The following is a 14637-nucleotide window of genomic DNA, read 5'->3' on the forward strand; positions in this document are numbered from 1 at the left end:
GAATGCGTCTTCAGCCGCCCTTGACCGCGCCGGCGGTCAGCCCGGCGACGATCTGCTTTTGCGCGAACATGGTCAGCACCAGCACCGGCAGCGTCACCACCAGTGCGGCGGCGGCGAGCGGCCCCCAGCTCACCTGCTCATAGGAAAGCATGTTGTAGACGGCGACCGGCAGCGTCCGCGTCTCGCGGCTGGCGAGCACCACGCCGAAGACGAAATTGTTCCACGAAAAGATAACCGACAGGATGAAGGCGACAACGATGCCCGGCTTGGCGATGGGCAGGGCGACCAGCCGGAACACCTGCCAGGAGCTGGCCCCGTCGATGTTGGCCGCCTCTTCCAGTTCCATCGGCGTGGTCTCGAAATAGCCGATCATCACCCAGACCACGATCGGCACCGTCACCACCAGGTGGATGATGATCTGCGGCCAGAGCGTGCCGAGTATCCCGATCCATTGGAACAGCAGAAACAGCGGGATGAGATAGGACAGCCCCGGCGTCATGCGGGCGATCATGATGACGACCGCCGATTTTTCGGCCTTGAGCCGCGCTATGCCATAGCCGGCCGGTACGCCGATCAGCAGCGCCAGCAGTGTCGCCGTGCCGGTGACCAGAACCGAATTCCAGAGATAGAGCAGGAAATTGTTCTCCTCGAACACTTTTACATAGTTCGACCAGGCGAAGCGTTCGGGGATCAGGATCGGCGGATAGGCGCCGTTGTCGATCTCGAATTTCAGCGAAAGCGAGATCATCCAGAGAAAGAAAAGAATCGCCGGCGAGACGATGACCAGTGCCGCGAAAAACAGGCCGACCTGGTTGAGCAATCGTGAGCTCATCTATTTGCCCTCCGCGTCGTTCCACTGCGAGCGCTGGCGCAGCATCAGGAGGATGAAGGACAGCGCCACGATGACAATGAAGAACACCACGGCCATGGCAGAGCCATAGCCGATGTCGTAATAGGAGAAGGCGGTGTTGTAGAGATAGATGTTGATGGTTTCGGACGCCGTGCCCGGTCCGCCCTGGGTCATCGCATAGATGATGTCAAAACTCTTCAGCGCATCGATGGTGCGGATGATCAACGCAATCATCAGGAACGGCGCAATCATCGGCAAGGTGAGGTAGCGGAATTGCTGCCAGGCATTGGCGCCGTCGATCTCGGCGCTCTCGAACGGCTCGCGCGGCACCGAGGCCAGCCCGCCCAGCACGATCAGCATCACCAGCGGCGTCCACTGCCAGGTCTCGACCGCGACCAGCGAAGGAATGACCGTGTTGGCGTTGAATATCCATTCCTGCGCCGGGATGCCGACCAGCGACAGAAGGTAGTTGAGCACACCGAGCTGGGGATGGAACATCATGGTCCAGACCAGCGCCACGGCAACCGGCGTTGCCATCATCGGCATGACGAAGACGCCGCGCAGCAGGCCGCGCAGCGGAAACCTGGCGTCGAAGATCAGGGCGGCGACGGTCCCCAACAACATCGGCGCTGCCACCGACAGCGAGGTGTAGGTCAATGTGTGAACAAGCGATTCCCAGAATCGCGGGTCGCTGGCCAGACGGAGATAGTTTTCCATCCCGGCAAAGCTCCGCGACTGGCCGAGCGTCCAGCGGTTGACGCTCATCCAGAGCGTGAACGCCCAGGGAAAGACGATCACGGCGCTAACGACGACGAGCGCCGGAACGACGAAGGGCCAGTAGTTGGGAGCCAGCCGGATCGTCTGGCTCCCTTCGATGGCTTGTTCAGTCGTCACCTCGGTGCGACCTGTCGTCACCCGGGTGCGTTCAGGGGCGATGGCGGACATCAGCCCTGCTCGCTCCTGTCTAGAACCGGCTGGAACTGCGCGGTGGCCTTCTTCAGTTCTTCGGCAGGATCGGCACCGGCAATCATGTTGGTCAACGCCACGCCGTAGATGTCGCGGAACTCGGTGACCGGGATGATCACCGGCAGCGCCAGCCTGCTGATATTGCCGGACTGAACCACTGCATCGAGCCAGCTTGCCGGCATGGTGACGCCTTCGCGCACCTTGGGATCTTCCAGCACCGACTTGCGGAACGGCACGCCGGCGCCGGCCTGGAGCAGGCGTGCGCCCATCGCCGGGGAAACCGCCCACTGACAGAACAGATAGGCGGCCTCCTTCTTTTCACTGGAGGCGGTCACGCCGAGGCCGTCGCCAAACGTCCCGGAGGCATGCGCCTTGGGCCCCTTGGGCATGACGCCGTAGCCGACCTTGCCGACCACGCGCGACTTTTCGGGATTTTCCATCGGCGGGGCAAAACCGACGCCATCGAACCACATGCCGATCTTGCCTTGCAGGAAGGCGGACTGCGCTTCCGCCCAATTGAAGCCGGTGACGCCCGGAGGGGCGGACTTGGTCATCAGCCTCTGGTAGAGGGCAGCGGCCTCAATCGCCTCGGGCGTTTCGGTGCGCAGCTTTCCCTTGTCGTCGAGCGGCGTCATGTCGTAGCCGAGCATCAGCGACGTCCACACCGGCGTGTTGGCATTCTTGAGGCCGCGGGCGACGAAGCCGAACGTGTTGGTCGATGGATCGGTCAGCGCTTCGGCGGCGGCCACCAGCTGCTCGAATGATTCAGGGTACTTTACGCCCTTGGCCTCGAACAGCTCCTTGTTCCAGTAGACGATCCAGTAGTCCACCGAGAACGGCAGCGAACGCAGCACGCCCTGGTTGTCCTTGGCGAAAAGCATGCCGGCCTCGGCGAAATCGCTTTCGACCAGGCCGGGATCGGTCAGCGTCGGATCGGCGAGATAGCCGGCGATGTCGGCCAGCCAGCCACCCTTTTCGAACTGGCGCTTCTGCACGTGATAGCTCAGATGCACGACATCGAAGCTCGGCTTGCCGGAGCTCAGCTCGATCACCGTCTTCTGCCGCTGCTGCTGTTCCGGCGTCGCCTCGGCATTGACCTTGATGCCGGTCAGTTCCTCGAATTCGGCGATGTATTTCAGGATGGTGTCGCTGCGCGGGCTTTTCACCAGATTGACGTCGAGCGTGGTGCCGGCAAAGCGCTTCCAGTCGACGCCGGCGGAAAAGCTCGGGCGAAGGCCGGCCAGGCCCGCGGCTGCGAGCGCCGTGGTTCCTGCAAGGACTTGCCTTCTTGTTGGCTTGAACGGATTGGACGACATTTCTTCCTCCCTTGGGTTGCTGTCGTTGTGGATAGTGTCGCGGCAGCCGCGAACCATACGTCCTCAGATCTGGAGCGCCAACCGGCGCGCATTGTCGATATGCCGGCTGATCGCCTCGACCGCCTTTTGCGGATCGCGGCTCTCGAGCGCTTCGATCACCGTCAGGTGCTCCTGCATCACCGGCACGACGCGCCCATCGATGCGGAAACGCTCCTGGTGGATCAGCCTGATCTTTACCGAATTGACCAGATACGCCTTGGCGATGATCTCGTTGCCCAGCGCATCGATGAAGGTGTCGTGCATGGCCCAATCGATGTTCTGGGCCCTGGCTTCCATTTCCGGCGTCGGCGCCTGCGACAAGGCTTGAGCCAGCATGTCCTCATGTTCGCGCCGCAGGCCGGCGAGCACGGCGTCTGAGGCGTTGACGGTGAACAGCGCCACCGCCTCGCGCTCCATGAACAGGCGAAACTGGAAGGCCTCGCGGATCAGGTTGATGTCGATATGGGCGATCTGCATGCCGCGCTGCGGGATGGTCGTCAAAAGCCCCTCGGCCTCGAGGCGCGGCACGATCTCACGGATGGCGCCAAGCGGCAGCCCGGTAAAGGCAACCAGTTCGCGCTGCGACACGAACTGTCCCGGCTTGAGATCGCGGGCCAGCAAATGCCGCGTGAAGCTGGCATAAGCTCTTTCCCTGAGGGTTGCCGGTTCGCTGCTGTCGTCCATTTCAGCGCGCTTCCCTTTGCCGGTCAGGCCGGCTCTGTCGCAAACAGCCTGTCATAGGCGGCAGCAAGCTGTTGCCGCCCCTGCGAACCGATGGGCTCCAGCGGCGGACGGACCGCCAGCCAGCGCTCGTCGCCGGTTTTGCGCGCCACCATGACCTTCACCGCCGGGATGACCGGATATCTAAGCAATTCGAGCACGAAGCTCTCGACACGGGCATCGTCGCGCCCATCCTCGGCCATGGCGCGGATTTCGCCGGTGACGAAATTGGCCATGCCGGAAATGGCGCCCTGCCCGCCCTGGCGCACGCTTCTGGCCAGGTGCCGCTCGTCGCCGATCAGGATCACCATGTCGCCATGGGCTCTTAGCAGCGCCTCGCTGTAACTCCAGTCGCCACCCGAATCCTTGACACCGGCGATCACGCCGGGGAAGGCCGCACACAGCCGACCGATCAGGGCAAGCGGGAGCGGCACCATGGTGACAGAGGGGATGTTGTAGAGGAGGATGCCGCGAGCCAGCGGCCCGAGCGCAGCGAAGACGGCAGAAAACCATCCGAACAGCCCGTCCTCGCCAACATTCTTGAAGTAGCTCGGCGGAGCCAGCAGGATGTTGCGGACGCCGCACTGCAAGGCATGCCGCGCCTGTTCGGCGGCGTCTTCGGCCGCATCGACCAGCACGCCGGCAACGAGCCGATGTGCCGGAATGCCGGCGGCCAGCATGGCCTCGGTAACAATCCGCCGCTCTGCCGTGCCCACGGAAGCGCCTTCCCCGGTGGTGCCGAAGAGCGTGGCGCTGCTGCAGCCGGCGCCAAGGCAAGCCCGGGCCTGCGTGACCATGGGAAGGATGGCGATTTGCCCGGACGCATCGAAAGGCGTGGCGAGAGCAACCGAAAGACCAAAGCGCGAGACCACTATTTTCTCCAGATGTCGATGTGCAATCAGTACTAACACACTAACATGTTAGTTGTAAATTCCGGCGCCCACCTTTTCGAAACGGCGTCGACATCGGACGAATATATGATGCGGATTTGGGCGGCTGCCGTCTTTCCGGCAGCGCGATCCCTACTGTCCCGTCGCGTCCGCGTAGATATCGAGGACACGGGTGATGCTGCCGATCAGAAGCTCGTGAGCGAGGGGCTTGACCCGGCGTGCGGCAACCTCGGCGTCGAGCTGCCCCAGATACTGGCTGATCAGCGGTCGGGGTATATCCTTCTCGCCCAATACGTCCAGCAGCGTCCGTGTTGCGCGCTGCGCCTCCGGCGTCGGCCAATAATAGCGGATGCGGTCGCTGAACGAGAAATGCCGCTGCATGCGCTGCTCGTCCGGCGTGCCCGGATAGTATTGCTGCCAATTGTCCGGCGACGCCAGCATGATGCGTTCCATCGCGGCAGGCAGGCTTTCGCGCGAAAAGTCCGGCGCCAGGATATCGGCGATATGGCTGAGCCCATACAGCGCTTCGCGAAGCGCGAAGGTCAGCCAGGGGCCGACCTTGAGGATGGCAAAACCGTCGCGGACGAGAGCATTGAGCGCTTCGGCCGGCTGGTAGTCGGTCGAATGCGCCTCAAAAACCAATTGCGGCATACGGTCGAGCACAGCCACCAGTTCAGTCGCCTTGGCCGGTGCATAGGGCACGATCTCGGTGTTGCCGAACTCGACGCCGGGCTGGACGACGACACCGACCGCACGGCCAAAAGCGGCTTCGAGGCCGACGCGGGAAAACGCTCGGGCGTGGATTTCTACGGTGCGCAAGGCATCCCCGGGCGCCGTCACATGCAGGTGGTCCAGCGCCTCCAGCGCCCCGCCCGGCACCGGCACTTCGGTGCCAATGACGTAGACCGGTTTTTCGCCGCCTGCCCGCTCGACCGCCGCCTCGGCGATTTCAGCAAGTTCAGCCGCGCGCGCGGCGATCGTTTCCTCGGCAAGCACGGCTGGATCGTCGGCGCAGGCCATGCTCGTATCCAGATGCATTTTGGTGAAGCCGGCGCTCGCATAGGCATCGATCATCGCCGCAGCCTTCTTCATCGCAGCGGCCGCAGCCATGTGCTTCCACGGATTGGGCCCGAGATGATCGCCGCCGAGGATCAGGCGATCGACGGGGAAGCCGACTTTGTGCGCTTGCGCCTCGACGAAGCTGCGGAACCCCGCAGGTGTCATCCCGGTGTAGCCGCCGTCGTGGTTGACCTGGTTGCAGGTGGCCTCGATCAGCACATCCGCGCGCCGCGCCGCACCATGGCGTAGGGCAGCCTCGATGACCAGCGGATGCGCCGAGCAGACCGAGGCGATGCCGCTTCTCTCGCCTGCGGCGCGTCGGGCCGCAATGTTCGCAAACCTTCGCGTCGCGTCACTCACTGCGTGTTCCCCGTGGCAATGAACGCCTCGACCGCTTCAAGCGGGAAAATGCCTTCCATCGGCCCCTTGCGGGTGACGGCAAGCGCGCCGCAGGCATTGGCGATCCGCAGGGCTTCGGCAGGAGCCGTCCCGCGCAGCCAGAACGAGACGAAAGCAGCACCGAAGCAATCGCCCGCGCCGGTCGGATCGACCTCGTCGACGGTAAAGCCGGACGAGGCGACCGCACCGTGATGATCATGATAGACGGCGCCGGCGGCGCCCTTCTTCAGGACGATGCAGGACAGGCCGCGGGCCAGCAGTTCGTCGACTGCGCCCTTCTCGTCCCTGGCGGATGAAAACAGGAAGAGCTCCTCGCCGCTCGGCAGGAAGATGTCGGTTCGCGCCAGCACTTGGTCGAGTGCTTCGCGTATGCCGGATGCCTGCATTATCTCGCGGCGGATGTTCGGATCGAAGGACACGGTTCCACCTCTGGCCTTGACCGTCTCGATCGCCGATAGCGCCACCACGATAGCGCGGTCGGAAATCAGCGACGAGCCCATAACATGGACATGATCGGCACCGGCGAGCAGCTTTGTCGCCGCCGCGTTTGTCTCGATCAGGCCGGCGGCGCTGTTGCGGATGTTGAAGACGAAATGCCGGCTGGCGTCGGCCCGGTAGGTGACGAAGGCCGTGCCCGTCGCATGACCCGGGTGAACCGCGATCGCCGACACGTCGGCGCCAAGTGCCCGCAGCCGATCGATGTTCAGCCTGCCGAAATCGTCGTCGCCGACGGCGCCGATGAGACCGGCCGGCTGGCCGAGCGCCGCCGCCTGGCCGATGAAGATCGCGGGCGCGCCTGACGGGTAGGGCCCAAGCAGCGGACCAGGCTTGAGAAAGCTCTGACCAATCCGCTCGGCCATGATCTCGACCAGAATCTCGCCGGCACTGACCAGCTTCTTCATCTCGCGGAATCCTCGAATTCGCCCACTGCAAGTGAATACGGCTTGTGCTTTTTCCCGTCAATTAATAAATTTACGCATGGAAACTACACAATTTTACTGTAAAATTTCACCTTGCATTCGAGGGCTTTGATGTCGATGACGCACAAGACGATGGAGGATTTTGCTCGCTCTTGCGGCGTCTCCAGGCCGACACTGTCGAAATATTTCGACGATCCGAGCAGCGTCAAGCCGGCGACACGTCAGCGGATCGAAGTGGCGCTGCGCTCGTCCGACTACCAGCCCAATCTGTTTGCACGCAACCTCAACCGCAAGCGGACCCGCAGCATCGGCATTGTCGTGCCGACGCTCGCCGATCCCTTCTATTCGGAAATGGTGAGCCGCATCGAACTCAGGCTGCGCGACGAAGGCTACTGGCCGATCGTGATCTCCTCGCACGGCTCGCGCGAGCTCGAAGTGGAAGCGACGCGAACCATTCTTTCGCTAAAAGTTTCCGGCGCGCTGATCGCGCCGCTCGGCCTACGCTCCGAAGAGCGCACGCTGGAGAAGCTGACACAGACCATACCGATCGTCTATTTCGACACTTATCTCGAGGGCGACACGCCATTCGTCGGCAACAACAACAGCCAGAGCGTCTCGACCATCGTCGATTATCTCTGCCGCTCCGGCGATGCTCCGGTCTATTTCGATATCCCGCACGTCAACCACAATTCGCGCGAGCGCCTGAACAGCTATGTCGGCGCCATGCAGCGGCTCGGGCATGAGCCGGTGCTCATCGGCACCCCTTATGACTACAGCTGGGATTTCGAACGGATCGGCTATGAGCAGATGGAAGCGATGCTCGCCCGTGGCGGTCTGCCGGGCAAGACCATTCTGTGCGCCAACGACCGTCTCGCGTTCGGCGTGATGGCTGCCGCCTACTCGCAAGGTCGCAAGGTCGGCCGCAAGGGCGATTGCGACCTGCGGATCGCAGCCCATGACGACCATCCGCTGAGCCGCTACACCTGTCCTGCCCTCACCACCATGGCGCAGGACTTCGCTTCGATGGCCGGACGCAGCGTCGAGACGCTGCTGGCCTTGCTGGACGAGGACGACGCGGCAGTTGCCCCCAAGGTCAGTCTCGACGCGACGCTGGTCATGCGTCAGTCGGCCTGAGCGTTTCCAAACACAGGATCGAAGCCGCGCCATGCGGCAACTGCCGCGCTGACCGCTAGCCGCGCCGCCGGACCATGGCGGCCCATCGAAACGAAGCCGTGGATCTGGCCGGGCCAGCGCCGCAGGACGACCGGCACCTCGTCATCTTCCAGACGCTTCGCGTAGGCCTCGGCTTCGTCGGCGAGGATATCATGGCCGGCGATTGCGACAAAAGCCGGCGCTGCGCCGGCAAGGCTTGCGGCCTTGAGCGGCGACACGCGCCAGTCATCAATATCGCCAGCATGGTTGATATAGTGGTCGCGGAACCAGGCCATGGTCGCCGAAGTCAGGCCATAACCGTGGGCAAAGCGGCGATAGCTGTCCGCCGTCTGCGAGGCGTCCGTGTTCGGATAGAACAGCAGCTGCGCCGCCGGCGGCTTCTTGTCGCCGCGCGCAAGCAGGCAAAGGACGGTAGCGAGATTGCCGCCGGCGCTGTCGCCGGCGACAGCGATCCGTTCGGCGTCGATGCCGAGATCGCCCGCGCCGTCCTGCATGAAGGAAAGTACGGCGCGGCAATCTTCAATGGCCGCCGGAAATTTGTGTTCCGGCGCCAGCCGGTAGTCGGGACAGACGACGACGCAGGCCGCCATATTCGCAAGCCAGCGGCAGATCTCGTCATGCGACTCGAGATTGCCGATCACCCAGCCGCCGCCATGCAGATAGAGCAGCGCCGGGGCAGCGGCCCCGACCGCGCCCTGTCCGCGATAGATTCTGAGCGTCAACGGGCCGCCGGGTCCGGTGATGGTGCGCTCGGTCAATGAGCCGACCGGCTCGCGCTCGCCCTGGAGTGCCGGAAAGCCCTCCTCATAGGCGCGGCGCGCCTCTTCAGGCGTGCCGGCTTCGAATGGCGGGGCGGCCGCCTGCCGGTCAAGGTCGAGCACATGCCGGGCCTCCGGATCGAGCAAGGGTGAAAGCAATGTCGTCATCGTAAGCCCTCCGATATCAGACGAGCAGGCTCGCCGCTTCGGCGTCCTGGAAGAGCGGCGGCTGATCGACCGTTGCGTTGACGGCGACGGACTCGCGGCTCTCACCCGAAGCGAGGATCGCCTCCATGATTTCCAGCACATGAAGCGCAAGGTCGCCGGACGCCCGCGGCTTTCTTCCTGTTGTCAGCGCGCGCGAAAGATCGGCAACGCCGAGCATGCGGTAATTCGCGCGGTCGGGCGCGGCGAAGGGCCAATTGGGCGCGCCATAGAGTTCGCTCTCACTGTGGAAGTCGGCCCAGTCGGCCCCTCGTTCCGACAGCGAGACGGTGCCGCCGAACGTATCCGGATCGGGCAGCCTGAGCGAGCCTTCCGTCCCATGCAGCTCGATCGGGTGGTTGGAGTGCCTGAAGACATCCCACGAGGCGCCGAAGGTGACGGTGGCGCCTGAGCGGAACTCCAGCAGCGACAGGATGTTGGTCGGTGTGCCGACCTTGAAGCTGGTGTTCCGGTAGGGGCCTTCGGCGGTGATCAGCCGCTCCTCCTGGCCCCGCGTCGCCATCGCCATCACGCGGGCCACCGGCCCGAGCAAATTGACCAGCATCGTCAGGTAGTAGGGACCCATGTCGAAGACCGGTCCGCCGCCGGGCTGATAATAGAATTGCGGATTGGGATGCCAGTGCTCCATGCCGCGCCCCATCATGAAAGCGGTGCCGGTCACCGGCCGGCCGATCGCGCCCTCGTCCATGAGGCGGCGTGCCCGCCGTCCGGCGGCGCCAAGGAAGGTGTCCGGGGCCGAGCCCAGCAGCAGCCCGCGCTCCGCCGCCTCGGCGACAAGCCGCCTGCCGTCCTTGGCCGAGGTCGCCAGCGGCTTTTCGGTGAAGACGTGCTTTCCCGCCGAAAGCGCCGAAAGCGAAATATCGAAATGCGCCGCCGGTATCGTCAAGTTGAGGACAAGGTCGATGTTCGGGTCGGCCAGAAGCGCGTCGACGCCGAGCGCGCGGATGCCATATTCCTTGGCGCGCAGCGCAGCCATATCGGCCGAAATGTCGGCGCAGGCGCTGAGCTCGACCCCGTCGAACAAAGCCGCATTGCGCAGATAGGTCATCGAGATGTTGCCGCAGCCGATGACGCCAATGCCAAGCTTTGTCTTTGATCTCCCGTGCATTTTAGATCGTACCTCCCAACGCGGTGATGGTCTGCCTCAGCCGTTGCGTCCAACGGATCACAGTCGAAAGCCGCTATACAACATTTTAAATATTGACGCGCGTAAAATTATTATAGAACATGCGAAAATGATGGCGCAACATTGGAGGCCGCCAGCATTGAGGAGGAGAACATGCCTGACATGAAAAAACGGCCAACAGCCGATGCGAATCCCGTGGGTCATGCGCGCATTGGATCTTTCCGTCGCGGTCAGGGACCGAGATGGGTTCAGGCATAGATCACCTTGGCCCCGGTCATCTCAAGCTGGCTGCGTATTGGACCGGGCAGGCCATCGTCGGTGATCACCACATCGACGGCCGACAGCGAAAATGCCTTGGAGGTCCCGCTGACGCCCCATTTGCTCGAATCGGCGAGGAGGACAACGCGCCGGGCCATGCGAACGAGGTTTCGCTTCGTTCGCGCCATGTCTTCGTTCACGTCGACCACATCCAGTGACGAGTCTATCGCATGCGCTCCAACAAAGACCTGATGCGCTACCAAGCCGCCGAGAGCCGTATCGGCATCGGTGATCAGCGTGCTCACCGTGTCGGGATAGACCCGGCCGCCGATCATATGAACGTCGAGCCCGGGACGATGCATAAGATGCTGCACGATATTCATGGCCGTGGCCGCGACCACGACATTGCTGAGCGGCGGTAACTGCATGGCAACCTGCATCAATGTCGAGCCGCCGTCGAAGATGACCGATTGGTTGTCCTCGAACAGGTCTAGCGCCGCCTGGGCGATGCGCTTCTTTGCGTCGAGGTTCGTTTGCATTCGCCGGGCGAACGCGGCCGTAGTCGAATCGGTGGTCCGGGTCACCGCCCCTCCACGGGTCTTGGTCAGTAGTCCCTTGCGGTCAAGTATCTCGAGGTCGGAGCGCACCGTGACTTCCGACACGCCAAACCCGTCTGACAGGTCCTTGATGCGAACCTGTCCGTTGCGTTGCACTTCACCCAGGATCGATTGGCGTCTCTGCTCCGACAACATTGCCCTGTCCTTGCCTCGCTGCGCCAAGCAACCGCTCTGGCCTCGGCTCACCTTACCAAAAATACGCAAATTCGAAAGCTTTCGAAAGATTGTCTTTCTCATTTCTTTCGGAAACACTGGGTCCAGGATTTTGAAATCAAACGATTGGGGAGTTTTGCACTCATGAGCCTCGGAACCAAGGTGCGTCTTGCGCGCCTCTTCTCGCATCCATCGGGGAACCTTTTTGGCGGCGCGGTCGACCACTTCGTCGGCTATGGCGACGTGCGCAAAGGCGGCCTTGCCGACCTGCCGGGTGCGCTCGCACGCGTCATGGTAGGCAAACCCGACTACGTCAGCATCCAGCCTGGCACCGCGCGCCATCTGTGGCCGCAATATGCGGGCAAAGCTTCCCTGGTGATTCAGGCGGGCTGCTTCACTCCGGACGATCGCATCAGCGAGTTGATCGCAACCCCCGAGGATGCGGTGCGCGCGGGGGCCGATGCGTTGGCCGTGGCCATTCCGGTGCGCGGCGCGACCGAGGGCAAATACATACGCTGGCTGACCGATTCGGTGAATGCAGCGGCCCGCTACGGCATGCCTGTGGTGGCGCATATCTACCCTCGCGATTTCACCGACGGAGCAAAAATCGTCTTCACCCCCGACGAGATCGCCTATGCGGCGCGCATCGGCTACGAGTCCGGCGTCGACGTGATCAAGATCGGCTACACGGGCGATTTCGAGTCGTTCCGAGAGACCGTCCGGACCTGCCCGGTGCCGGTTGTGATCGCGGGTGGTCCGAAGACCGATACGCTGCTCGGCGCGCTTCAGCAGACGGCGGACGCCATCCGTGCCGGCGCGCGCGGTGCCGTGGTGGGCCGCAATCTCTGGGGGCATGGCGATCCGGAAAAGGCAGCAATTGCCTTTCGGGGCGTCATCCATGACGGCCTTTCGGCGCAACACGCCCTGGCGAACGCGGGTGCCTGAACGATGCCCACCGTCCCTTCAATCCTCGGCTTCGGAGCTATTGCGATCGACGACATCGTCTATGTCGATCAGCCGTTGTCGGCGGGCAAGGGAAAGGTTCTGCAAAGTGCCCGCGCTTTCGGGGGAAATGTCGCGACGGCACTTGCCGCCGTCGCGCGGCTCGGCGGAACCGCCGGCTTCGTCGGATGGCTGGGCAGTGCCGCCGACGACGCCGTGTTGTGCGATCTCGTTGCGAGCGGCGTTGAAACCGCGTTCGCGCCGCGCCACCCCGACGCGCGCCCGGTGCGCTCGCGGATCACCGTCGGCTCGGACGGAGAACGGTTCATCGCGTATGACGACGATGCGATGCTGGGCACCGCTCCGGATTTTCCGGACGATATCCTCAGCCGCGCGACCGTCCTGATCGTCGATAGCTACGCGATCCGGTCCCTGGATGTCGTGGCTCGGGCTTGCGATCTCGGCCTTGCGATCCTCGGCGATATCGAATGGAGCAGCGGCCCAGCCACGGAGCGGCTGATCGCGCTCTGCGACCATCTCATTCTTCCACTCGGCTTTGCGCGGACTGCCACGGGGTGCCGATCGCCCGCCGAGATGCTCGATACATTGTGGTTGCCGTCGCGGTCCGCAGTGGTTCTGACTGACGGTGGCAGGGGCGTGTACTATCGCGGGCGTGAAGAGACAGGTCTCTGGCACCTGCCCCCGCACAGGATTGTGGTCGTCGACTCGACCGGTGCGGGTGACTGCTTTCATGGCGCCTATGCCCATGCGTTGACGCGCGGAGCCGGCACCGCAGGCCGGGTGGCATTCGCGGCCGCGGCGGCAGCCCTTTCGATAACGGGCCGTGGCGGGCGCGAGGCGCTTCCGACCGACGACCAGGTTACGGAACTCCTGGCATCGACGAACGCGCCGTCAGCAGTCGAACTGAAAAAAACGCATGTCAATACTGGAACATAGCTAGAAACTATACGATGAAATATTTCGCAGGTGAACATGCTCCGAGGAGGGTTATAAAAATCAGCGGCTTACACTTGCGGAGGGAGGAATATGGCAGAAGTCATTCTTGAGAATATCTGCAAAACCTACGGTAACAATTTTCGCGCAATCGACCAATTGAACCTATCGGTCGAGGACGGCGAGTTCTTGATTCTCGTCGGGCCGTCCGGCTGCGGCAAATCCACCGCGTTGCGAATGATCGCGGGATTGGAGGACATCACCAGCGGCAGCCTTCGGATCGGCGGAATAGACGTCGTCGACATGTCGCCCAAGGACCGCGACATCGCGATGGTCTTCCAAAGCTACGCGCTCTACCCGCATATGACGGTGTTCGAAAACATCGCCTTTTCGATGCGGCTGGCAGGCAAGCCGAAGGCCGAGCGCAAGAAGCGCGTGGACGAGATCGCCAAAACCCTTCAGCTGACGTCTTTGCTGGACAGCAAACCCGCGAACCTTTCAGGCGGACAGCGTCAACGGGTTGCCATGGGCCGCGCCATGGTGCGCGAGCCGGCCGCCTTTCTCATGGACGAACCCCTTTCCAATCTGGACGCGAAACTGCGCGTGCAAATGCGCGCCGAAATCACCAGTCTGCAAAAGCAGCTCGGCGTAACGACCATATACGTGACCCACGATCAAATCGAAGCGATGACGATGGGGGACAGGGTCGCGGTGTTGAAAGGCGGCGTGCTGCAGCAGGTCGATACACCCAAGAGGCTCTATGAATCGCCGGTGAACGCCTTCGTTGCCGGCTTCATCGGCTCTCCTTCGATGAACCTTTTCGAGGCGACCCTGACGGGCGACGAACTGATGTTCGGCACCTTCGCCATCCGGCTGCAGGAGGCAGCCTTCGTGCGCAGGCCGGGCTTGAGGTCGCTTGCGGGGCGCAAGGTCGTGTTCGGCATACGACCGGAGGATCTTTATGACAGCAGCCTCGAATCCGGTCGCAAGTATCAGACGATACCGGCCAGGGTGACCTCGATCGAAGAACTCGGATCCGAACATATTGTCCATCTGAACATCGACGCGGTCCGGGTGGACTCCGGCGATCCGGACGCGGTGGACGATTTTGGCCTGGCATCGAACGCGGTGGCGAGATTCGAGCCGATCAGCGCCGTCCACTCCGGCTCGGAAATCCGGTTGGCCGTGGATGATGCCAAGTTCCATTTCTTCGATCCCGAGACGCATCTGGCGATCTGAAGATCTGCGGCAGACCGCAGGCGAGAGCGAGGC

Annotated in this window: 14 protein-coding genes; 4 read left to right on the top strand and 10 right to left on the bottom strand. The window is 62.9% G+C overall.

The genetic code is table 11. The annotated features are described in order from the left end of the window. Positions 1–10: 10 nt before the first annotated feature. The 7 genes from AC0L2V_RS20755 to AC0L2V_RS20785 all read right to left on the bottom strand — a co-directional run bounded on the left by AC0L2V_RS20755 (position 11) and on the right by AC0L2V_RS20785 (position 7141). Positions 11–832 (bottom strand): carbohydrate ABC transporter permease, encoded by an 822-nt coding sequence (locus AC0L2V_RS20755; protein WP_473521040.1) that lies wholly within the window; start codon positions 830–832, stop codon positions 11–13. Beyond that, positions 833–1795 carry a carbohydrate ABC transporter permease gene (locus AC0L2V_RS20760; protein WP_473521041.1) on the bottom strand — a complete coding sequence of 321 codons (963 nt, stop codon included), beginning with the start codon at positions 1793–1795 and terminating at the stop codon, positions 833–835. Next, positions 1795–3132, bottom strand: a complete 1338-nt coding sequence (locus tag AC0L2V_RS20765; RefSeq protein WP_473521042.1) for an ABC transporter substrate-binding protein — start codon at positions 3130–3132, stop codon at positions 1795–1797. Before AC0L2V_RS20765 ends, AC0L2V_RS20760 begins: the two co-directional genes overlap by 1 nt. A gap of 63 nt (positions 3133–3195) precedes the next feature. Beyond that, positions 3196–3855, bottom strand: a complete 660-nt coding sequence (locus AC0L2V_RS20770; protein ID WP_473521043.1) for a GntR family transcriptional regulator — start codon at positions 3853–3855, stop codon at positions 3196–3198. Between the two features lie 23 nt (positions 3856–3878). Then, positions 3879–4763, bottom strand: coding sequence for a dihydrodipicolinate synthase family protein (locus AC0L2V_RS20775; protein ID WP_473521044.1), 885 nt, complete (start codon positions 4761–4763; stop codon positions 3879–3881). Between the two features lie 150 nt (positions 4764–4913). Then, a complete protein-coding gene (locus AC0L2V_RS20780) occupies positions 4914–6200 on the bottom strand; it encodes a D-tagatose-bisphosphate aldolase, class II, non-catalytic subunit (protein ID WP_473521045.1) in 1287 nt (428 codons plus the stop codon). Further along, entirely contained in the window at positions 6197–7141 is a 945-nt protein-coding gene (locus tag AC0L2V_RS20785) for a sugar kinase (protein ID WP_473521046.1), read from the bottom strand. Before AC0L2V_RS20785 ends, AC0L2V_RS20780 begins: the two co-directional genes overlap by 4 nt. Positions 7142–7270: 129 nt before the next feature. Here AC0L2V_RS20785 and AC0L2V_RS20790 point away from each other — a divergent pair, with 129 nt between their 5' ends. Next, the gene (locus tag AC0L2V_RS20790) at positions 7271–8293 is read left to right on the top strand and encodes a LacI family DNA-binding transcriptional regulator (RefSeq protein ID WP_473521047.1); all 1023 of its coding nucleotides are present in this window, start codon (positions 7271–7273) and stop codon (positions 8291–8293) included. On the opposite strand, the gene AC0L2V_RS20795 is transcribed toward AC0L2V_RS20790, so the two are convergent. The 3 genes from AC0L2V_RS20795 to AC0L2V_RS20805 all read right to left on the bottom strand — a co-directional run bounded on the left by AC0L2V_RS20795 (position 8281) and on the right by AC0L2V_RS20805 (position 11451). Next, positions 8281–9258, bottom strand: coding sequence for an alpha/beta hydrolase (locus AC0L2V_RS20795; RefSeq protein WP_473521048.1), 978 nt, complete (start codon positions 9256–9258; stop codon positions 8281–8283). The two genes, AC0L2V_RS20790 and AC0L2V_RS20795, sit on opposite strands and share 13 nt — an antisense overlap. Before the next feature lie 16 nt (positions 9259–9274). Continuing rightward, positions 9275–10423, bottom strand: a complete 1149-nt coding sequence (locus AC0L2V_RS20800; RefSeq protein ID WP_473521049.1) for a Gfo/Idh/MocA family protein — start codon at positions 10421–10423, stop codon at positions 9275–9277. A gap of 266 nt (positions 10424–10689) precedes the next feature. After that, positions 10690–11451 (bottom strand): DeoR/GlpR family DNA-binding transcription regulator, encoded by a 762-nt coding sequence (locus tag AC0L2V_RS20805; protein ID WP_473521087.1) that lies wholly within the window; start codon positions 11449–11451, stop codon positions 10690–10692. Between the two features lie 162 nt (positions 11452–11613). Here AC0L2V_RS20805 and AC0L2V_RS20810 point away from each other — a divergent pair, with 162 nt between their 5' ends. The 3 genes from AC0L2V_RS20810 to AC0L2V_RS20820 all read left to right on the top strand — a co-directional run bounded on the left by AC0L2V_RS20810 (position 11614) and on the right by AC0L2V_RS20820 (position 14604). Then, positions 11614–12414: an aldolase gene (locus AC0L2V_RS20810; protein ID WP_473521088.1), complete on the top strand. Its 801-nt coding sequence runs from the start codon at positions 11614–11616 to the stop codon at positions 12412–12414. A gap of 3 nt (positions 12415–12417) precedes the next feature. Further along, positions 12418–13368 carry a PfkB family carbohydrate kinase gene (locus tag AC0L2V_RS20815; protein WP_473521050.1) on the top strand — a complete coding sequence of 317 codons (951 nt, stop codon included), beginning with the start codon at positions 12418–12420 and terminating at the stop codon, positions 13366–13368. A gap of 90 nt (positions 13369–13458) precedes the next feature. Then, positions 13459–14604 carry an ABC transporter ATP-binding protein gene (locus AC0L2V_RS20820; protein ID WP_473521051.1) on the top strand — a complete coding sequence of 382 codons (1146 nt, stop codon included), beginning with the start codon at positions 13459–13461 and terminating at the stop codon, positions 14602–14604. The last annotated feature ends 33 nt before the right edge of the window (positions 14605–14637 follow it).

The organism is Mesorhizobium sp. WSM4814 (assembly GCF_055811595.1).

Excerpts from the sequence above, each read along its gene's own strand:
- AC0L2V_RS20755 (WP_473521040.1), bottom strand. The coding sequence starts at position 832 with ATGAGCTCACGATTGCTCAACCAGGTCGGCCTGTTTTTCGCGGCACTG.
- AC0L2V_RS20800 (WP_473521049.1), bottom strand. The coding sequence starts at position 10,423 with ATGCACGGGAGATCAAAGACAAAGCTTGGCATTGGCGTCATCGGCTGC.
- AC0L2V_RS20820 (WP_473521051.1), top strand. The coding sequence starts at position 13,459 with ATGGCAGAAGTCATTCTTGAGAATATCTGCAAAACCTACGGTAACAAT.
- AC0L2V_RS20760 (WP_473521041.1), bottom strand. The coding sequence starts at position 1,795 with ATGTCCGCCATCGCCCCTGAACGCACCCGGGTGACGACAGGTCGCACC.
- AC0L2V_RS20810 (WP_473521088.1), top strand. The coding sequence starts at position 11,614 with ATGAGCCTCGGAACCAAGGTGCGTCTTGCGCGCCTCTTCTCGCATCCA.
- AC0L2V_RS20765 (WP_473521042.1), bottom strand. The coding sequence starts at position 3,132 with ATGTCGTCCAATCCGTTCAAGCCAACAAGAAGGCAAGTCCTTGCAGGA.
- AC0L2V_RS20790 (WP_473521047.1), top strand. The coding sequence starts at position 7,271 with ATGTCGATGACGCACAAGACGATGGAGGATTTTGCTCGCTCTTGCGGC.
- AC0L2V_RS20785 (WP_473521046.1), bottom strand. The coding sequence starts at position 7,141 with ATGAAGAAGCTGGTCAGTGCCGGCGAGATTCTGGTCGAGATCATGGCC.
- AC0L2V_RS20795 (WP_473521048.1), bottom strand. The coding sequence starts at position 9,258 with ATGACGACATTGCTTTCACCCTTGCTCGATCCGGAGGCCCGGCATGTG.
- AC0L2V_RS20815 (WP_473521050.1), top strand. The coding sequence starts at position 12,418 with ATGCCCACCGTCCCTTCAATCCTCGGCTTCGGAGCTATTGCGATCGAC.
- AC0L2V_RS20770 (WP_473521043.1), bottom strand. The coding sequence starts at position 3,855 with ATGGACGACAGCAGCGAACCGGCAACCCTCAGGGAAAGAGCTTATGCC.
- AC0L2V_RS20805 (WP_473521087.1), bottom strand. The coding sequence starts at position 11,451 with ATGTTGTCGGAGCAGAGACGCCAATCGATCCTGGGTGAAGTGCAACGC.